A 17,093-nucleotide genomic window follows, 5' to 3' on the forward strand; every position below is an offset into this window, starting at 1 on the left:
TCACTACACCTCCTTCTTGTCGGTCTTTTTGTCGGTCTCTTTCGTGTCGGCCTTTGTGGCCGTGTCGACCGTGCTGTTGCCCGAGCCTTCGCCGGGGCGGATGCGGACGGTCTGCGTGGTGTTCTCGCCGAGCGGGCGTTCGAGTGCGTGATCGTCCGCGTAGTCCGGGTCGATCGTGATGGGTTCGAGCGGGCGTTGCGGCGGAACCTGCGGGTCAACGACGTTTAGCGGGGGAACGGTGATCGCGCGGAGCGTTTTTGGCATGGGCTTTACGACGTCCACATGCCGCGGCCTTTCCACCTGAATGTGTGCCAAGGGGCGCTGCGCGGGCAGGGACACTGGAGCCGGCCGCGACGGACGTGAGACCTCGATGAGGCGCAGCGGCTGTGGAGCAGGGCGTTCCACCGGGATTCGTGGCGCGTACTGGTTCACCGTGATCCGCTTGAGCGAGGCGGGCGCCGGTGCAGACACCTGCCGCGGCTGAGTCGGGCGGGCGATGCCGATAGCGCGCAAGGGAGCGGGCTCCGGGTGTGCTGGACTGAACGGTCGCACGGGCTCCGGGGTCTCCACGTGTGCAACGGGGTGCGGTGCAGGAGCCTCTACCGGCTGCGGGCGCGGCGGCAGGGGAGTGGTGACGTGCTCGATATGCGGCGGCGCCGGAATGTCGACGGGTGCGAGATTCCGGTAGAGCGTGTCATCGGCCTCGATTGCGGCGAGAGCAATCGGCGCCTTCACCACCGGGGATGTGACTGCCGAACGGGAGACTCGGATTTCCGCCGGAGCGACACCGGTCGGGTGACGCAGCAAATCGTTGCGTGTGACGCGCTCGTCGAGCGCGGTTGCCTCCGCGTCCACCACGACGATGTTCACCTTCTGCACAGCCAAACCTGTCAGCGTCTCCACGTGGGAGCCCATGGTTTGGCGGACTTCGTCGGTGATCGCGCCGACAGGAGCCGGGTAGGAACTGACGATTTCGACATCGAGGATGACCGAACTCGCCGGACGGTCGATCTGCGCCTCCACGCGCGGGAAGCTGCGACCCGCTAGGCCCGCGAGCTTCGCGTCGATCTCGCGCACACCTGGGACGGACAGCACGGCGACTTCGGCGACTCGCTCGACGGCCTTCTCGCTAATGCGGTACGAGGCTGGATCCATTAGCCACGACCCCGCCCGGAGGTGGTGCTGACCAGCTCAGCCAGATCGATCCGACCTTCCAATTGTGCCCCGACGACGCCTCCGATGGCGCCAAACAGAAGCGTGAAGAAGAATCCGATCCAGCCGCCGAAGATCAAGGCGAATGCCAGCACGACGCCGATTACAGCGCCGAGGACTGTCTTATTCGAGAAAATGTTCATGTGTATTCCACATTTCTTATGCGTAGTAGAGGGATCCGGCGCATCCGGCGCGTGTCACCCAGCGGGCCCCGTCCGGCGGCTCATCGCCGGCGCCCGCATTTGGTGGTCTAGGAGGCGTCGTCGAATACGACGTCGATGCGCGGGGTCGTGTCGGTTTCCGTGAAAGCGGGCAGGGACGCGACCGTTGTGCGGACATCTGCCACGATCGATGGGATTTGGCGGCGGGAGGACAGGTCGTAGGTGAGGTGCAGGGCGAGGTGGGGGACGGAGGCGTCGATAAGCTGAATACCTTCGATCATGGCTCCGCTGACCCGCAGGAACGCCTGGCCCATGCGACCGCCGGACACTCCCGCCACACCGTCGACGGACAGTGCCGCGTCGCGGATGGATTCCGCGACTTCTTGCGTGACGGAGAATGCGGCCATTCTTACTGGTCCAGGGCCTGGGTGGTGGACTGCTCGCGGACGGTCTCAGCCTCGGTAGCTTCCTCCGGGAGGTTCACGTCGTGAACGGTGACGTCGACGCGGTCCACGATCAGGCCGGTCATGCGGGTGATCGCGATGGTGATGTTCTCGCGGATCGCGTTTGCCAGCTCGTGGATGGCCACGCCGTACTCGGCGATGACGGCGACGGCGACGTTGGCGTGACCGTTCTCCACAGCGACGTTAACACCCTGCTGGACGTTGGTAGAGGAGGTCAGCGACTCGCGCACTGCACCCCACATGCGGGCAGCGCCGCCACCCAGGTTGTGAACACCGGACACCTCGCGTGCAGCGATGCCGGCGATCTTGCCCACGACGTTGTCGTCGATGACGGTGGTGCCGTGCTCGGTCTCCAGGGCCTCGTTGCGCGGCTGGTTCTGGGCTTCCAGGGTGGTGGAGCCGTCGGTCGCCGGGGTGTTGGTGGTGTTCTGGTTAGCGTTGTTGTCAGCCATGACAATCCTTTCGCGGATTCTGGTTCTATCGAGTGCAATGGATGCGCCGGTAAAACCGACCGGCGTAACAAGAGCCAATGGTATGTGTAAAACTTTGGTTCGGCCACGCTCGGGGACAATCGACACCATTTCGATACATTGACCGCAGTTTGCGTTTTCGCCGACAAGTGTGTTTGAATACCCGGGTTGCTTTAACACGGCGCATTCGCGCTGTTGGTAAGGCGAACATGACACCTTTGCACGATGGGCGTGACGCTTGTCGACGAAGGATCTGCGATCGAGCACAGGCCACTACGAGTAGGCACTCTCGAGACCGGGGACCGGAGAAGGGGCATGGCAAATAAACAGCGGCAGTACGTAAGGGCCACGTTGGCGCGATCGTGAAAACGACCCCGCCTCCCGAGACCCCTTCCGAGCCTGACACTGGGGAATCTTCCCAGCGGAAGCACTGGCAAACGCGTTGTTTATTCGCGTGTGCACCTTCCGCCGAGCGTCATGGCAGTCATTCGTTTGAACAGACACTGGCGTTGGTGCCGGCCTTCAATCCGGACAACGTTATAGAGAAACTGAAAGCTATCAATCCCACCTCTTTCACCGGACAACCTCCGAAACAGGGATTAACGGTGAAACGTGGGAAGCGAGGAAGAGGTTAACGTGGCGGGACAGAAGATCCGCATTCGGCTCAAGGCCTACGACCACGAAGCGATCGACGCATCTGCGAAGAAGATCGTGGAGACGGTTACCCGCACGGGTGCCCGTGTCGTTGGACCGGTGCCGTTGCCCACTGAAAAGAACGTGTACGCCGTTATTCGTTCTCCCCACAAGTACAAGGACTCGCGCGAGCACTTTGAGATGCGCACCCACAAGCGCCTCATCGACATCCTCGACCCGACGCCGAAGACGGTTGATGCCCTCATGCGCATTGACCTCCCCGCGAGCGTTGACGTGAACATCCAGTAGGGAGAACAAGACATATGACTAACGAGATCAAGGGCATTCTGGGCCGCAAGCTCGGTATGACCCAGATCTTCGACGAGGAGAACCGGGTCATTCCGGTGACCGTCGTCGAGGCTGGGCCGTGCGTTGTCACCCAGATCCGCACCGCAGAGACCGATGGCTACTCCGCCATCCAGATCGCTTACGGCGAGATTGACCCCCGTAAGGCGAAGAAGCCTCAGGCAGGCCACTACAAGAAGGCTGGCCAGAATCCGCGCCGCCACGTAGCAGAGATCCGTATGGACGACACCTCTGCTTACGAGCTCGGCCAAGAAGTGACCGTCAACATCTTCGAGGGCGACACGTTCGTCGACGTTGCCGGCACCACCAAGGGCAAGGGTTACGCAGGCGCCATGAAGCGTCACGGCTTCGCCGGCCAGGGTGCCGCTCACGGTAACCAGGCTTCGCACCGTCGTGTCGGCTCCATCGGTGGCTGCGCGACCCCGGGCCGCGTGTTCAAGGGCACCCGCATGGCTGGCCGCATGGGCGGCAACCGTGTGACCACCCAGAACCTCAAGATTCAAAGGATCGACGGCGACTCGAACCTGCTCCTGATCAAGGGCGCCATCCCCGGCGCTAAGGGCAGCCTGGTTACCGTCAAGACCGCAGTGAAGGGCGGTGCTCACGCATGACACTGACACTTGATGTCCACACCGCTGACGGAGCCACCAAGGGCACCGTAGAGCTCCCGGCCGAGTTCTTCGACCGCGAGGCATCCGTGCCGCTGATGCACCAGGTTGTCATCGCGCAGCTCGCAGCAAAGCGCCAGGGCACCCACGCCACGAAGACTCGCGGCATGGTTGCGGGCGGCGGCAAGAAGCCGTTCCGTCAGAAGGGCACTGGCCGCGCTCGCCAGGGCTCCATCCGTGCCCCGCACTACACCGGCGGTGGCACCGTCCACGGCCCGCAGCCGCGTTCCTACGCGCAGCGCACCCCGAAGAAGATGATCAAGGCCGCTCTCGCCGGCGCCCTGACCAACCGCGCCCAGAACGACCGCATCCACGTGGTCGAGGAGCTCGTTCCTGGCCAGACCCCGTCGACGAAGTCCGCACGCGCTTTCATCGAGCGCCTGACCGATCGCAAGTCGGTGCTGCTGGTCATCGGCCGCGAGGACGCGAACTCCCGTCTTTCCGCACGGAACCTGCCGGGCGTGACCATCCTCGAGCCGGGTCAGCTGAACGCATACGACGTGCTCAACGCCGACGACGTTGTGTTCTCTGTCGAGGCATTGCACGACTTCGTCGAACGCGCTAACGCGACGTCCACTGGTTCGACCGTGGCCGCCGCAGAAAGCGAGGAGAACTAATGGCTAAGACCGCTAACTCGCGCGACATCATCATCGCCCCGGTCGTCTCCGAGAAGACCTACGCGCTGATGGAGCAGAACACCTACACGTTCTACGTCAACCCGAACGCGAACAAGACCCAGATCAAGATTGCCGTGGAGGACATCTTCGGCGTGAAGGTCGCTTCCGTGAACACCGTCAACCGCGAGGGCAAGCGCAAGCGTTCCCGCACCGGTTGGGGCAAGCGCAAGGACACGAAGCGCGCTTACGTCACCCTCCGCGAGGGCAGCGACTCCATCGACATCTTTGGCGGCGCTACTGCCTAACGGCAGACAGCTCCACCAAAGGTGGCCTGATTGAAAAGGAACCACTATGGCTATTCGCAAGTACAAGCCGACAACCCCGGGTCGCCGCAACAGCTCCGTTTCCGAGTTCGAGGAGATCACTCGCTCGACTCCGGAAAAGTCCCTGGTGCGACCGCTCCCGAAGAAGGGTGGCCGTAACTCCCACGGTCACATCACCACCCGTCACCGCGGCGGTGGCCACAAGCGCCAGTACCGCGTCATCGACTTCCGCCGCTCCGACAAGGACGGCGTGCCGGCAAAGGTGGCTCACATCGAGTACGACCCGAACCGCACCGCTAACATCGCACTGCTGCACTACGCAGACGGCGAAAAGCGCTACATCATCGCACCGAAGGGCCTGACCCAGGGCACCGTCGTCGAGGCTGGCGCCAACGCGGACATCAAGGTTGGTAACAACCTTCCGCTGCGCAACATCCCGACCGGTACGACGATCCACGCCGTCGAGCTGAAGCCTGGCGCTGGCGCCAAGCTCGCCCGCTCCGCCGGCACGTCCATCCAGCTGCTGGGTAAGGAAGGCAGCTACGCAGTCCTGCGTATGCCGTCCTCCGAGATCCGCCGCGTGGACATCCGCTGCCGCGCGACCGTCGGCGAGGTCGGCAACGCCGAGCAGATCAACATCCGTTGGGGTAAGGCCGGCCGCATGCGCTGGAAGGGCTGGAGGCCCACTGTCCGCGGTGTTGTCATGAACCCGGTCGATCACCCGCACGGTGGTGGTGAGGGTAAGACCTCCGGTGGCCGCCACCCGGTTTCCCCGTGGGGTCAGAAAGAGGGTCGCACCCGCAACCCGAACCGCTATTCCAACAACATGATCGTGCGCCGTCGCCGCCCGAACAAGAAGCGCTAAGAGGAGGTAAATTCACATGCCACGCAGCCTGAAGAAAGGCCCGTTCGTCGACGAACACCTCCTCAACAAGGTGGACGCACAGAACGAGGCTGGCACCAAGCAGGTCATCAAGACCTGGTCCCGCCGCTCGACCATTCTCCCCGATTTCATCGGCCATACCTTCGCCGTCCACGACGGCCGCAAGCACGTGCCGGTGTTTATCGACGAGTCCATGGTCGGCCACAAGCTCGGTGAGTTCGCACCGACCAAGACCTTCAAGGGTCACGTCAAGGAAGAGAAGGGGCGTCGATAAGCGATGAGCGAAACGATCACTTCCGCACGCGCAACCGCGAAGTACGTGCGCACTTCCCAGATGAAGGCGAACCGCGTCCTCGACCTCGTCCGCGGCAAGTCCGTGTCCGAGGCCCTGGCGATCCTGAAGTACGCGCCGCAGACCGTGTCCACCCAGGTGGCCAAGGTCGTTGCGTCCGCGGCTGCGAACGCCGAGAACAACTTCGGTCTTGACCCGCGCACGCTGGTCATCTCCGAGGCCTACGCCAACGAAGGCCCGACAATGCGCCGCTACCAGCCGCGCGCCCAGGGCCGCGCCTTCCAGATCCGTAAGCGCACCTGCCACATTACCGTGGTAGTCGAGAGCCAGAAGGAGGCTTAAACAATGGGTCAGAAAATCCACCCGCACGGCCTCCGGCTGGGCATCACTTCCGACTGGAAGTCCCACTGGTACGCCGACAAGTCCTACGCGGACTACGTCGCTGAAGACATCAAGATCCGCGAGTACCTGAACAAGAACCTGCAGCGCGCCGGCATCGCCGACATCGTCATCGAGCGCACCCGCGACCGCGTCCGCGTGGATATCCACACGGCACGTCCGGGCATCGTGATCGGCCGCCGCGGTGCTGAGGCCGACCGCATCCGTCGCGAGCTGGAGAAGCTCACCGGCAAGATGGTCGCCCTCAACATCCTCGAGGTCAAGAACGTCGACGCCAACGCCGCTCTCGTCGCCCAGAATGTGGCAGAGCAGCTGGTCAACCGCGTTGCCTTCCGCCGCGCAATGCGCAAGGCGATCCAGTCGGCGATGCGTCAGCCGCAGGTCAAGGGAATCAAGATTCAGTGCTCCGGCCGTCTCGGCGGTGCCGAGATGTCCCGCGTCGAGCGCTACCACGAAGGCCGCGTCCCGCTGCACACCCTGCGTGCAGAGATCGACTACGGCCTCGCAGAGGCAGAGACCACCTTCGGCATCATCGGTGTCAAGGTTTGGATCTACAAGGGCGACGTCGTTGGTGGCGTGCGTGAGTCCGAGCTGAACGCTCCGGGCAACGACCGCCGCGGCCGCGGTGACCGCCGTCCCCGCCGCGGTGGCCAGCGCCGCCAGCGCGCAGAGCAAAAGAAGGAGGGCTAAGACACATGCTTATCCCTAAGCGCGTCAAGTACCGTCGCCAGCACCGCCCGGGTCGTTCCGGCGTGTCCAAGGGCGGCAATACCATCACCTTCGGTGACTACGGCCTGCAGGCTCTCGAGCCGGCGTACATCACCAACCGCCAGATTGAGGCAGCTCGTATTGCCATCAACCGCCACGTCAAGCGTGGCGGCAAGGTCTGGATCAACATCTTCCCGGACCGCCCCCTGACCCAGAAGCCGCTCGGCGTGCGTATGGGTTCCGGTAAGGGCCCGGTGGAGAAGTGGGTGGCCAACGTCAAGCCTGGCCGCATCCTGTTTGAAATGTCCTACCCGAACGAGGCTGTCGCTCAGGAAGCTCTGCGCCGCGCCGGCGCTAAGCTGCCGTGCAAGACTCGTATCATCTCGAAGGAGGACCAGTTCTAATGGCTACTGGAACCCCCGCACACGAGTTCCGTGAGCTCACTGACGCTGAGCTGAACGACCGTCTGGGCGCCGCCAAGGAAGAGCTGTTCAACCTGCGCTTCCAGCTGGCGACCGGTCAGTTGACCAACAACCGCCGTATCCCGGCAGTCAAGCGCGACATCGCTCGCATCTACACGGTGCTGCGTGAGCGTGAGCTCGGCCTGTCCACCGTCCCTGGTGCTGAAGGAGCTAACTAATGTCTGAAGCAACGAACAAGGGCCCGGTCCACACTCCGAAGGCGGAGAAGGAGAAGGGTCTGCAGAAGCGCCGCCGCGGTTACGTGGTTTCCGACAAGATGGACAAGACCATCGTCGTCGAGATCGAGGACCGCAAGTCCCACGCGCTGTACGGCAAGATCGTCCGTACGACCAACCGCGTGAAGGCACACGACGAGGAGAACACCGCAGGTGTCGGCGACCTCGTCCGCATCGAGGAGACGCGTCCGCTGTCCAAGGACAAGCACTTCCGTCTCGTCGAGATCATCGAGAAGGCCCGTTAAGCTAGCACGCTTATCGACGTCTCGACTCGCCCGCCCCCGCATCCGCACTTGGATGCAGGGGCGGGCGTTTTGTTAGCAAAAAAATATGTCTCACCGTGCGCAAGATTCTCGGGGGTCTATGAGGGGTATTCATGCTGCTTGTGTCGCTCTCGGTTACGTGAAAAGGGTCGATGGAGCGGCTGAACACCTCAGCCTTGTCAAGGTTGGTGGCGCGGCGTAAGGAACAACATCGGAATTTCGCGGCGAAGGTGGGTTCAGTGGGCAGCCGATAGGACGGTAGCCGGGCCACCGTGGCGGCGGGGCGGCGGGGCCGGAGCACAAGGCCCTCGCGACTGGGCGGTTTAACCCGCAGCGACGGCGATGCGCTCAGTAAAACGCGCGTAGTCGCCACGGATTTCGCTGAGGGGCTCCACCACGGCGGACTGGGAGGTCGCGGCGATTTCTTTGTGCAGAGCGGATCTGGTTCGCCGTTTCACGTTGCGTCCGATCACACCGCCGAATACGGCGGTGAGCAGCCCCAGTACGAGTCCGGTTAGGAGCCCCGCCATGATGAGCAGTGTGGGGATCGGCCAGCCCTCTACATCGGGGACGAGGTCGCTACCGAGCAGCGGGGTGAGCGCGCCCGGTACGAACGCGACGGCGAGGTACCAGAGGACACCGATCAACGCGGCGAGCAGCGCGAGCCATTGAATGACGGTTAGTAGCGTCCATCCCTTCGACGGTTCCGCAGGGAGGCGGGTGCGGGCGACGGCGCGGTCGAGCTCAGCGGGCAGCGTGCGGGAGACTTCGTCGGCGCGGTCGGATACGGCGGAGGCCCATTGCGCCGGCAGATCGGCGAACACGGCAGTCGCATAGTCGCGTACGCCCCTGTTCGCGACAGCCTTGGACGCGGCGGTCAGTTCCGGCAGCGAGGTGCGGTGCACACCGACGGTGTCGGAGTCTTCCCGCAGGCCCATACGCTTGAGGGGGTCGGGGCGGAAGCGGGTCACCCAGGAGGTGAGCAGCCAGCCGGTGCGCTCGTGAAGGCGCTTGCGGTACGCGGCGGCCGTAGAGTTGGCGACGCGGTCCGCGCCCGCGGCCTGCGACAGAACTGAGTCGAGTTCGCGCTTTGCACGCTTATTGACGCCCCCCGCCTTCACCCCGTCTCTGAATTCCCCCGTTACGGAAGCGATATCGGCTTCGATACGCGCAGACTGGGCAGTGTGGGCTTTGGCGACGCGGGCGATGGCGTTGCGGAGGTCGTCGATACCTGCCTTTGTGTAGGTGGAGGTGGGGACGACGTTGACTTTGCTGAGGCCGTCTTTGCGGAGCAGCTGTGCGAAGGACTGAGACACTGTCGGCACATCCGCCTCGTCGAGGAGATCCGCCTTATTGAGCACCGCGAGGGTGACAGCGGAGTGGTTCGCGTGCGGGCGGATGAACTGGTCGTGGATGACGCTGTCGGCGTATTTCTCGGGGTCGGAGACCCACACCAGCACGTCGACCTGGCCAGCGAGGCGTTCTGCGATAGCGCGGTTGGAGGCCTCGACTGAATCGAAATCCGGCAAATCGAGCAGGATCAAAGGGCCAGCGCCGCGAACGAATTCACCGGAGCGGATGCGGCGGTCCTCCACCCCTAACCAGTCGAGCAGCTCTTCGGAGCCGTCCGGCTCCCAGATCGCAGCGAGAGGGGACGAGGTGGTGGGGCGGCGTGCTGCTGCTTTACCTAGGTCTTCGCCGACGACGGCGTTGAAGAGGGAGGTCTTGCCGGAACCGGTGGCGCCGAAGAAGCCAACGACAGTGTGTTCCGCTGACAGTGCACGGCGCTCGGCGCCTGCACGTGCGACCTTCTCCAGGCGCTCACGTTGAGCGGGGGAGAGGTAGGGTGCGCCGATGGCGGCGGCCTCGTCCAGCGCGGTGAGGCGCTCCCCGAGGCTGGCGGTGTTGGTGCGGTTAAACAGCGCCATTGGAACCTCCCTGGAATCCGCCGCGTAACTGGGCAAACAGATCGCGCAGCGGGCCGCGCGAGGCACTCTCTTCGAGGCTGGTCTGCTGGCTGCCACCGGAGGATGCGCCATTTCCATCACGGCCGTCATTGGTGGAAGCACGGGCGGGGGTTCGCGGCGTCCCGGCTAGTTCAGGGAAGCGCTCGTCGACTGCTGCACGGGCGGTGTCGACGGCGGTGGCGAGTTCGGCGGCGGTGGTGCCATCGAGAAGCGGGTCGGTGACGGGGTAGTAGCGCTCGCGCTCGCGCTGCAGGAGGTCGCGAAGGCGCTCGTTGAGGTCGTTGCGGGCGTCGGCGGCCATGCGGCGCACCGTGTCTTCGCCGAAGATCGTCTCCAGCAGCTTCTGGCCGAGCACCGCTGAGCCGCCGGCGATCGCGACTTCGCCGCCGGTGATACCGGCGGTGGAAGCGAAGACGACGAGCATGAGCGCCACAGTGAGCCCATTCAAACCGAAGGACATGGCGCGGGCGCGCTGGCGCTTGGAACCGGCAGTTGCCTGAATCCGTTCGAGCAAAGCGGCCTGCCAGGCGCGGACCAGGGCCGCTGCGAGCTCGTCAATGTCCGAGCTGGAGCGGGCCAGCGCCGGGTCAGCCCCGGTGCGTAAATCCGGTGCGACGGCCCCGATGTGGGACCAAGAGCGGGCCGCGGCGGTGTCGGCGGCGTCCACGATGACGGCATGCAAGCCGGATTCCAGCTCCGTCTCCACCTCGCGCAGGGGAGCGGGCTCGCCGGTGAAAAAGCTTCCCACCTTGTCCATGGTCTGGGAGAACCAGCGCTCGAAACCTCGGGAGAAATCCGAGGTGCCCACGACATCCTGCCAACGGTCCATGACTTCGGTGCGGAGCATCTTTCCGTCGGAGGTGGCATCGATGACGTGAGCGTGGGCGGCTGAGTATTGTTCACTGATCGCGCTGTCGAGCTGGGCGGCGAAGGCTTCTTGGCGTGCGCGGGCGTCGATAAGCGTGTCGACGCGGTCGAGCACCCCTTTTGCCGCCCCGGCTACCGTCTTTCCCGCCACCGCGCGGCGTGCAGCGGAGTCTTCTGCGAGACCGTTCAAGTACGAGCGCAGTTCAGCAACAAGAGAGTCCTGGAGAAATTCATTGTTGACGCCGGTGGTGGAGGTGCCGCCCAGACCCGCGACGAACGGCACGGTGAAAACGGTCGCGCCTGTCAGCCCGGCTTCGTTCATCATCCGACGAAGATCTCCGGGCACGGTTTCAGCGGACGCCTCGTCGAGGCGGTTGAGCACGACGACGACCTCGATGCCGCGGCCGGCGGCATCGTTAAGGAAGTTCCAGACGAGCTGATCGGCATAGCGTGCCGGGGTGGTGACGAATACCCAGAGGTCCGCGGCCGCGAGGAGCTGGGAGGCCAAGGCGCGGTTGCGGTCGTCGATGGAGTCGAAGTCGGGGGCGTCGAGAAGCGCGAGGCCCTCAGGAATGCTCTCAGTAGGAACGATGCGCAGCGTTGTGGACTGCTCGTCGCCGGCACCGTGGGAACGGGCCAAGCCGGGCAGGACCTGCGGGGAATTGAACCAATCTGCATCGGCTGGGTTGGCCACCAGGACTGGCTGGCGCGTCGTCGGCCGGATCACCCCGGGGTTGGATACCCGCTCGCGCAGCACCGCATTCACCAGGGTGGACTTGCCTGCACCTGTCGATCCGCCGATCACCGCGAGCAGCGGCGCATCGAGGTTGGCGAGGCGGGGCAGGACATAATCGTCGAGCTGGTTGACGATTGCGCGGGCATCGTCGGCGGGTTCGCCGTCCAGCTGCGTGCCGGCAACGGCCTCCCGGACACCGCGCACGGCGTCGGGCATGTCAATATTCGGGGAACTCACCTAAGCCATTTTGGCAGAGACCCGAATCCGGCGCGGGGTGCGGTAAGGCCCAGGGAATGTCAGGCAGGCCAGCTAGTCGCGGTAGCTCGTGCGCGTCCGGTTCAGCCAGCCGTAGATGCCGCCGATGATGAGACCGCCGCCCACGAGGTTGCCCAGCCACACGATCGTCCAGTTACGCAGGACGTTGCCGATGGTGAAACCGTCGATGGAAGCCGGGTCGAACATGAACCCGGCCAGGGTGGTGAGCACGAAGTTGGCGATTGAGTGCTCGTAGCCCATCGCCGCGAACGACGGAATGACAATGGCGACTGCCCAGATTTTGGCGCTGTGGTCCTTGCCTGCTTGCGCAGTCAGGATGAAGCCGATGTTGACAACCATGTTGGCCAAGATGGCCTCGATGAACAGGGTGCCGCTCGGCTTAGCCAGCTTGGCTTCCCACAGGTCGGCCAAGAACGGCAACGAAGTCGCCGCGCTCTGCCCCGTTGTAGTCAAGGAGATCAGGAAAGATACCAAGACCGCGCCGATGAGGTTGAAGAAGGTGACGAACAGGATGATCAGTAATCCGCGGGGAATACGGTTCAGTCTGTGGATCGCCCCGTAGGTCATGAACATCATGTTGCCGGTGGCTAGCTCCGCTTGGAGGACCACAATGATGTAGAGGGTCACCGCGAAAAGCATGGCGAAGGGGTACTTGCCCCAGCCCGGCGCGTAAGCTTCGGTCAGCGTTGCGGTCGCTGCTGCGAAAGCAGTCATGATGCCCAGGTACACACCCGCCATGACGGCGCGCAGGGCGAGGCGGGCTGGTTCGCGCTCGAAAAGATCGAGCTTGTTCTGAATTGATACGGGGGCCTTCTCACTGAAACTCACTATTCCAAACTAAATGATTTCCGGTGAGGTAGCGAACCCCATTTTTGCCCGCGCGCGATCGAAATGTGCTAGCGCCGGGACGCTTGGTCGAAGAATTCCCGTTCGTAGTAGCACGCGTGCATGAAGGCTTCTTCGGCGTCCGCGCGCTGTTTCTCGCTCGCACCCGACAATGCCTTCTCCACGGATTGCAGCGCCATACGCACGGCATCTGTGAAATCTTCGCCGCCGTACATGGACAGCCAGGCGTTGTACGGATGGTCGGGACGATTGTTTTCAGCGAGGTGCAAACCGACTTCTGCGTAGAGCCAGAAGCACGGCAAAACGGCCGTCGCACCGACAACGTAATCCCGAAGCGCCGCCGTAGATGTGAGCATATTCACGTAGCCGAGGGTCACTGGGGAAGGCGGAGTGTCCGCTTCGATGTCGTTTTGGGCGATCCAGCTCCGGTGGAGATCTGACTCGGCTTCGATGGAGACGGTGGCGGACTGGGACCACCACACCTGGTCCTCGGCATCCGGGGCTTTCGCGCTCACCGTGGCGAGGGTGCGCGCGTATTCACGCAGGTAATAAGCATCCTGAACGAGGTAGAAAGCGAACTGCTCTTCAGGCAGTGTGCCGTCGCGCAGCGCGCGGATGAAGGGGAGCTCCAGGGTCTGTGGCCACACAGTGCGCGCAGCTTTCTCCCACAGCTCGCGGGTAAAGGGGCCAGCCGCGGGGATCTTCGGCTCGATGACCGGGGAGGAGGGGGCGGTGGGGCGGGTCCAGTCGTCGATCAGCTTCCATGGTTGCGTCGATGCTGCTGCCGCAAGGCGGCGGGAACGGTGGAAGTGGTCGACGGGGCCGTGGCCGGTTCCGACGTTGAGCTCGTCGGCGTGGGCGATTGCTTCATGTAGCCAGCTGGAAGTCCACGCGAGGGCGCCCTCGGCATCGATGGCTAAGCGTGCGGCGAGAGCGGATGACAGCGAGCAGCCGGTACCGTGCGTGTTTTTGGTGTCAACGCGGGGTACGTGCGCGATCTCTACCTCGCCTGCGGAGGTGACCAGGGCATTCGACGCGTAGCCCTCTTTCAAGTGGCCGCCTTTGACCACAACGCTGACTCCCGCCGCCTTCGCGTATTCGCGGCCCTGTTCGAGCGCCTCGTCGAAAGTCTCCGCGGGCGTGGTTCCCGTCAGCACAGCGAGCTCAGGAATATTCGGCGTGACGACGCTCGCGTGATCCCTCACGAACTGCCTCATCGCATCCTCGGCGTCCTCGGTGAGCAAGCGGTCGCCGCTCGTCGCAACCATCACCGGGTCGACGACCACGATCGGCACCGGGTGCGCCGCTAGGTAGTCGGAGACCGTCTTCGTTGTGTCCACGTCGCCGAGCATGCCGATCTTCACCGCATCCACTTCGACATCGTCGAAGACCGCATCGAGCTGTTCCTTCAAGAAATCCTGCGGCGGCACGTGGATGCTTCTCACCCCGTGCGTGTTCTGTGCTACCAACGCGGTGACCACGCACATGCCGTAGCCGCCCGCCGCGGAAATGGACTTCAAGTCCGCTTGGATGCCCGCCCCGCCCGTCGGGTCCGTGCCCGCGATGGACAGGATGTTCGGAATGGCGCTTGCCGCGCTCTGGCCGTTCTGGCTTGCAGGGTCAGGCAAAGAAGTCATTAGACAATTCCTCCGCGAATATTGGTTCGGTCAGGTTCGACGGGTGTGATCTTAGCGTTGCGCCCGCCCCACCTGGTTTTCAACTACGGCAGCTCTGGCGAACTGCTGAAATCCGGGGGGACGGGAGCGCGGCACCCCGTGTCTTGCCCCGACATCGTACGCGATCGGCGGGACGAGGTGCTGGGAAGCGGGCGTGCGGAATTTGGGGTCAGGGCGGTTGACGTGGTTTAATACCACAGTTGTCTAGCGCTGGTCGCAGCTGACGCGCGTTTCCGAGTTGAGGTTGCGAGACCCTTCGACGGTGGGGGAGATGAATTCTGCCACTGTTCGTCGATAAGCGGATAGGCACAAAGACATTGACCACGTGCGTTCAGGACGGAAATCTGGCGCACATTGATCCAGGTCAGGAGACCAAAAGTGATTCAGAAAGAATCGCGTCTGAAGGTCGCCGATAACACTGGTGCACGCGAAATTCTGTGCATCCAGGTGCTCGGCGGTTCTGTCCGACGCTTCGCCGGTATCGGCGACACGATTGTCGCCACCGTGAAGGAAGCTGCCCCGGGCGGCAACGTGAAAGAGGGCGAGGTCGTCCGCGCTGTCATCGTGCGCGCGAAGAAGGAAACCCGTCGTCCGGACGGCTCTTACATCGCGTTCGACGAGAATGCAGCTGTTCTGATCAAGAACGACACTGAGCCCCGTGGCACCCGTATCTTCGGCCCGGTCGCCCGTGAGCTGCGCGACAAGAAGTTCATGAAGATCGTGTCTCTCGCACCGGAGGTGATCTAGGTGAAGATCAAGAAGGGCGATATGGTCCAGGTCATCGCTGGCAAGGACAAGGGCGCTCAGGGCCGCGTCATCGAGGCGTACCCGAAGCGCGACCGTGTCCTCGTCGAGGGCGTGAACCGTGTGAAGAAGCACGTTGCTAACTCGTACAACGAGCGCGGCGCTGAGTCCGGCGGCATTGTCACCCAGGAGGCTCCGATCCACGTGTCCAACGTGATGGTCGTTGATTCCGAGGGCACCCCGACCCGCGTTGGCTACCGTTTCGACGAGGACGGCAAGAAGGTCCGCGTTGCTAAGTCGAACGGGGAGGACATCTAATGACTGAGATTCAGAACTACACTCCGCGCCTGAAGACGCGCTACAAGGACGAGATCCGCGGCAAGCTCTCCGACGAGTTCGGCTACGAGAACGTCATGCAGATCCCGGGCCTGACCAAGATTGTCGTGAACATGGGTGTGGGCGATGCCGCCCGCGACTCCAAGATGATCAACGGCGCGCTCGAGGACCTCACCGCGATCACCGGCCAGAAGCCGCAGCTGCGTCGCGCGAAGAAGTCCATCGCTAACTTCAAGCTCCGCGAGGGCATGCCGATCGGCGCGAAGGTGACCCTGCGCGGCGACCGTATGTGGGAGTTCCTCGACCGTCTGCTGACGGTTGCTCTCCCGCGTATCCGCGACTTCCGCGGCCTGTCCGACACCCAGTTCGACGGCAACGGCAACTACACGTTCGGCCTGTCTGAGCAGACGATGTTCTACGAGATCGACGTGGACAAGATTGACCGTCCGCGCGGTATGGATATCACTGTCGTCACCACTGCCACCAACGACGAGGAAGCTCGTGCGCTGCTGCGCCACTTCGGCTTCCCGTTCAAGGATAAGGACGGCAAGATGCAGCGTCCGTAACACTCGCATCGCTTATCGACGCACCCCCGCACCCCGGCTTTCCCGCCAGGGCGCGGGGGTGTTTCGCATTTGTCAGTCGTTGTACCAGCCGTCCTCGAAGGGGTCGTGGACGCGGCTGACCAGTTCCGCGACGGAGTCGAGGGTAGTCGTGGGGCGGTACGGGTAGCGGGCGATCTCGGCGTCGTCGGAGATGCCTGTGCGGACAAGGATGGTGCGCATGCCGGCCTCAAGGCCAGCTTTGACGTCGGTGTCCATGCGGTCGCCGATCATGACGGTCTGCTCGGAGTGGGCACCGATGTTGTTCAGGGCGGTGCGCATCATGACTGGGTTCGGTTTGCCCACGTAGTACGGTGTTCTTCCGGTCATTTTCGTGATCATGGCGGCGACTGCGCCAGTAGCAGGAATGACGCCGTGCGGGCCTGGGCCGGTCACATCTGGGTTGGTGGCGATGAACCTCGATCCGGCCATGATGAGGTTCGCTGCCGTCGAAATTGCTTCGAATGAGTAGGTGCGGGTCTCGCCGAGCACGACGAAGTCGGGGTCCGCATCAGTGAGGATCCAGCCTTGTTCGTGCAGGGCGGTGGTCAATCCTGCTTCCCCGATTACGTATGCGCTGGACGCGGAGTCCGCTTGCTGCGAGAGGAATCGTGCGGTGGCAGTGGCGGAGGTCCAGATCCGGTCGGGTTCGATGTGGAGACCCATGCGCACGAGCTTCGCGGAGAGGTCGCGCGGGGTTTGCATGGAGTTGTTCGTCAGCACCATGAACGGAATATCTTCTTCGCGCAGGGCGGAGATGAATTCTTCGGCGCCCGGGATCACCGATCCTTCCCGGTGAAGTACGCCGTCCATGTCGGTCAGGTAAGAAATCATGGGATCCCTTCTTCTTTCGGTTGAGGGGGTAGCAGCGCCCGAGACGGGGTACG

Annotated in this window: 23 protein-coding genes; 14 read left to right on the forward strand and 9 right to left on the reverse strand. The window is 63.4% G+C overall.

The window, feature by feature from the left end:
• Positions 1–3: 3 nt before the first annotated feature.
• The 4 genes from QYQ98_RS07325 to QYQ98_RS07340 form a co-directional block, all read right to left on the reverse strand.
• The gene (locus QYQ98_RS07325) at positions 4–1,155 is read right to left on the reverse strand and encodes an Asp23/Gls24 family envelope stress response protein (RefSeq protein WP_302006218.1); all 1,152 of its coding nucleotides are present in this window, start codon (positions 1,153–1,155) and stop codon (positions 4–6) included.
• Positions 1,155–1,355, reverse strand: coding sequence for a hypothetical protein (locus tag QYQ98_RS07330; protein WP_087117148.1), 201 nt, complete (start codon positions 1,353–1,355; stop codon positions 1,155–1,157). Before QYQ98_RS07330 ends, QYQ98_RS07325 begins: the two co-directional genes overlap by 1 nt.
• Before the next feature lie 107 nt (positions 1,356–1,462).
• The gene (locus QYQ98_RS07335) at positions 1,463–1,780 is read right to left on the reverse strand and encodes a hypothetical protein (protein WP_302006219.1); all 318 of its coding nucleotides are present in this window, start codon (positions 1,778–1,780) and stop codon (positions 1,463–1,465) included.
• Between the two features lie 2 nt (positions 1,781–1,782).
• On the reverse strand, positions 1,783–2,289 hold the full coding sequence (locus QYQ98_RS07340; RefSeq protein ID WP_302006220.1) for an Asp23/Gls24 family envelope stress response protein: 507 nt from the start codon (positions 2,287–2,289) through the stop codon (positions 1,783–1,785).
• Positions 2,290–2,943: 654 nt separating this feature from the next.
• Between QYQ98_RS07340 and rpsJ the strand changes: the two genes are divergently transcribed.
• The 11 genes from rpsJ to rpsQ are packed head-to-tail and all read left to right on the forward strand — an operon-like array spanning position 2,944 to position 8,138.
• Entirely contained in the window at positions 2,944–3,249 is a 306-nt protein-coding gene (rpsJ, locus tag QYQ98_RS07345) for a 30S ribosomal protein S10 (protein WP_003848085.1), read from the forward strand.
• A 14-nt stretch (positions 3,250–3,263) separates the two neighbouring features.
• Positions 3,264–3,917 (forward strand): 50S ribosomal protein L3, encoded by a 654-nt coding sequence (gene rplC, locus QYQ98_RS07350; RefSeq protein ID WP_087117151.1) that lies wholly within the window; start codon positions 3,264–3,266, stop codon positions 3,915–3,917.
• Positions 3,914–4,591: a 50S ribosomal protein L4 gene (rplD, locus tag QYQ98_RS07355; RefSeq protein WP_302006221.1), complete on the forward strand. Its 678-nt coding sequence runs from the start codon at positions 3,914–3,916 to the stop codon at positions 4,589–4,591. The genes rplC and rplD overlap by 4 nt, the downstream gene beginning before the upstream one ends.
• On the forward strand, positions 4,591–4,896 hold the full coding sequence (rplW, locus tag QYQ98_RS07360) for a 50S ribosomal protein L23 (RefSeq protein ID WP_076599106.1): 306 nt from the start codon (positions 4,591–4,593) through the stop codon (positions 4,894–4,896). The genes rplD and rplW overlap by 1 nt, the downstream gene beginning before the upstream one ends.
• A gap of 46 nt (positions 4,897–4,942) precedes the next feature.
• Positions 4,943–5,779, forward strand: coding sequence for a 50S ribosomal protein L2 (gene rplB, locus QYQ98_RS07365; protein WP_302006222.1), 837 nt, complete (start codon positions 4,943–4,945; stop codon positions 5,777–5,779).
• Positions 5,780–5,795: 16 nt separating this feature from the next.
• The gene (gene rpsS, locus QYQ98_RS07370; RefSeq protein ID WP_005286746.1) at positions 5,796–6,071 is read left to right on the forward strand and encodes a 30S ribosomal protein S19; all 276 of its coding nucleotides are present in this window, start codon (positions 5,796–5,798) and stop codon (positions 6,069–6,071) included.
• A 3-nt stretch (positions 6,072–6,074) separates the two neighbouring features.
• Positions 6,075–6,431, forward strand: coding sequence for a 50S ribosomal protein L22 (rplV, locus tag QYQ98_RS07375; RefSeq protein ID WP_087117154.1), 357 nt, complete (start codon positions 6,075–6,077; stop codon positions 6,429–6,431).
• Between the two features lie 3 nt (positions 6,432–6,434).
• Positions 6,435–7,178 (forward strand): 30S ribosomal protein S3, encoded by a 744-nt coding sequence (rpsC, locus tag QYQ98_RS07380; RefSeq protein WP_302006223.1) that lies wholly within the window; start codon positions 6,435–6,437, stop codon positions 7,176–7,178.
• Positions 7,179–7,183: 5 nt separating this feature from the next.
• On the forward strand, positions 7,184–7,600 hold the full coding sequence (gene rplP / locus QYQ98_RS07385) for a 50S ribosomal protein L16 (RefSeq protein WP_302006224.1): 417 nt from the start codon (positions 7,184–7,186) through the stop codon (positions 7,598–7,600).
• The gene (gene rpmC / locus QYQ98_RS07390) at positions 7,600–7,836 is read left to right on the forward strand and encodes a 50S ribosomal protein L29 (RefSeq protein ID WP_302006225.1); all 237 of its coding nucleotides are present in this window, start codon (positions 7,600–7,602) and stop codon (positions 7,834–7,836) included. Before rplP ends, rpmC begins: the two co-directional genes overlap by 1 nt.
• Positions 7,836–8,138: a 30S ribosomal protein S17 gene (rpsQ, locus tag QYQ98_RS07395; RefSeq protein WP_302006226.1), complete on the forward strand. Its 303-nt coding sequence runs from the start codon at positions 7,836–7,838 to the stop codon at positions 8,136–8,138. The genes rpmC and rpsQ overlap by 1 nt, the downstream gene beginning before the upstream one ends.
• A gap of 341 nt (positions 8,139–8,479) precedes the next feature.
• Here rpsQ and QYQ98_RS07400 read toward each other — a convergent pair whose 3' ends face one another.
• From QYQ98_RS07400 to QYQ98_RS07415, 4 genes are all read right to left on the reverse strand, one after another.
• A complete protein-coding gene (locus QYQ98_RS07400; protein WP_302006227.1) occupies positions 8,480–10,084 on the reverse strand; it encodes a GTPase family protein in 1,605 nt (534 codons plus the stop codon).
• Positions 10,071–11,963, reverse strand: a complete 1,893-nt coding sequence (locus QYQ98_RS07405; protein ID WP_367881622.1) for an ABC transporter — start codon at positions 11,961–11,963, stop codon at positions 10,071–10,073. The genes QYQ98_RS07400 and QYQ98_RS07405 overlap by 14 nt, the downstream gene beginning before the upstream one ends.
• 72 nt (positions 11,964–12,035) lie before the next feature.
• A complete protein-coding gene (locus QYQ98_RS07410; RefSeq protein ID WP_302006228.1) occupies positions 12,036–12,830 on the reverse strand; it encodes a formate/nitrite transporter family protein in 795 nt (264 codons plus the stop codon).
• A 68-nt stretch (positions 12,831–12,898) separates the two neighbouring features.
• A complete protein-coding gene (locus QYQ98_RS07415; RefSeq protein WP_302006230.1) occupies positions 12,899–14,485 on the reverse strand; it encodes a bifunctional hydroxymethylpyrimidine kinase/phosphomethylpyrimidine kinase in 1,587 nt (528 codons plus the stop codon).
• Positions 14,486–14,902: 417 nt separating this feature from the next.
• Here QYQ98_RS07415 and rplN point away from each other — a divergent pair, with 417 nt between their 5' ends.
• From rplN to rplE, 3 genes are read left to right on the forward strand one after another with little or no spacing between them, the layout of a single operon-like run.
• Positions 14,903–15,271, forward strand: coding sequence for a 50S ribosomal protein L14 (rplN, locus tag QYQ98_RS07420; RefSeq protein WP_210575002.1), 369 nt, complete (start codon positions 14,903–14,905; stop codon positions 15,269–15,271).
• On the forward strand, positions 15,272–15,586 hold the full coding sequence (gene rplX / locus QYQ98_RS07425; protein WP_302006231.1) for a 50S ribosomal protein L24: 315 nt from the start codon (positions 15,272–15,274) through the stop codon (positions 15,584–15,586).
• Positions 15,586–16,170: a 50S ribosomal protein L5 gene (gene rplE / locus QYQ98_RS07430; RefSeq protein WP_302006232.1), complete on the forward strand. Its 585-nt coding sequence runs from the start codon at positions 15,586–15,588 to the stop codon at positions 16,168–16,170. Before rplX ends, rplE begins: the two co-directional genes overlap by 1 nt.
• 72 nt (positions 16,171–16,242) lie before the next feature.
• Here rplE and QYQ98_RS07435 read toward each other — a convergent pair whose 3' ends face one another.
• Positions 16,243–17,040 carry an HAD-IIA family hydrolase gene (locus QYQ98_RS07435; protein ID WP_302006233.1) on the reverse strand — a complete coding sequence of 266 codons (798 nt, stop codon included), beginning with the start codon at positions 17,038–17,040 and terminating at the stop codon, positions 16,243–16,245.
• Positions 17,041–17,093 lie beyond the last annotated feature (53 nt).

This window comes from Corynebacterium sp. P3-F1 (genome assembly GCF_030503635.1).
Lineage (GTDB): Bacteria > Actinomycetota > Actinomycetes > Mycobacteriales > Mycobacteriaceae > Corynebacterium.

Bases quoted from the DNA above. Each gene is read 5' to 3' on its own strand.
- rpsC (WP_302006223.1), top strand. From the start codon at position 6,435: ATGGGTCAGAAAATCCACCCGCACGGCCTCCGGCTGGGCATCACTTCC.
- rpsQ (WP_302006226.1), top strand. From the start codon at position 7,836: ATGTCTGAAGCAACGAACAAGGGCCCGGTCCACACTCCGAAGGCGGAG.
- rplE (WP_302006232.1), top strand. From the start codon at position 15,586: ATGACTGAGATTCAGAACTACACTCCGCGCCTGAAGACGCGCTACAAG.
- rplW (WP_076599106.1), top strand. From the start codon at position 4,591: ATGGCTAAGACCGCTAACTCGCGCGACATCATCATCGCCCCGGTCGTC.
- QYQ98_RS07330 (WP_087117148.1), bottom strand. From the start codon at position 1,355: ATGAACATTTTCTCGAATAAGACAGTCCTCGGCGCTGTAATCGGCGTC.
- rplP (WP_302006224.1), top strand. From the start codon at position 7,184: ATGCTTATCCCTAAGCGCGTCAAGTACCGTCGCCAGCACCGCCCGGGT.
- rplV (WP_087117154.1), top strand. From the start codon at position 6,075: ATGAGCGAAACGATCACTTCCGCACGCGCAACCGCGAAGTACGTGCGC.
- rpmC (WP_302006225.1), top strand. From the start codon at position 7,600: ATGGCTACTGGAACCCCCGCACACGAGTTCCGTGAGCTCACTGACGCT.
- QYQ98_RS07335 (WP_302006219.1), bottom strand. From the start codon at position 1,780: ATGGCCGCATTCTCCGTCACGCAAGAAGTCGCGGAATCCATCCGCGAC.
- rplC (WP_087117151.1), top strand. From the start codon at position 3,264: ATGACTAACGAGATCAAGGGCATTCTGGGCCGCAAGCTCGGTATGACC.
- rplB (WP_302006222.1), top strand. From the start codon at position 4,943: ATGGCTATTCGCAAGTACAAGCCGACAACCCCGGGTCGCCGCAACAGC.
- QYQ98_RS07325 (WP_302006218.1), bottom strand. From the start codon at position 1,155: ATGGATCCAGCCTCGTACCGCATTAGCGAGAAGGCCGTCGAGCGAGTC.
- QYQ98_RS07340 (WP_302006220.1), bottom strand. From the start codon at position 2,289: ATGGCTGACAACAACGCTAACCAGAACACCACCAACACCCCGGCGACC.
- QYQ98_RS07435 (WP_302006233.1), bottom strand. From the start codon at position 17,040: ATGATTTCTTACCTGACCGACATGGACGGCGTACTTCACCGGGAAGGA.
- rpsS (WP_005286746.1), top strand. From the start codon at position 5,796: ATGCCACGCAGCCTGAAGAAAGGCCCGTTCGTCGACGAACACCTCCTC.
- QYQ98_RS07415 (WP_302006230.1), bottom strand. From the start codon at position 14,485: ATGACTTCTTTGCCTGACCCTGCAAGCCAGAACGGCCAGAGCGCGGCA.
- rplD (WP_302006221.1), top strand. From the start codon at position 3,914: ATGACACTGACACTTGATGTCCACACCGCTGACGGAGCCACCAAGGGC.
- QYQ98_RS07400 (WP_302006227.1), bottom strand. From the start codon at position 10,084: ATGGCGCTGTTTAACCGCACCAACACCGCCAGCCTCGGGGAGCGCCTC.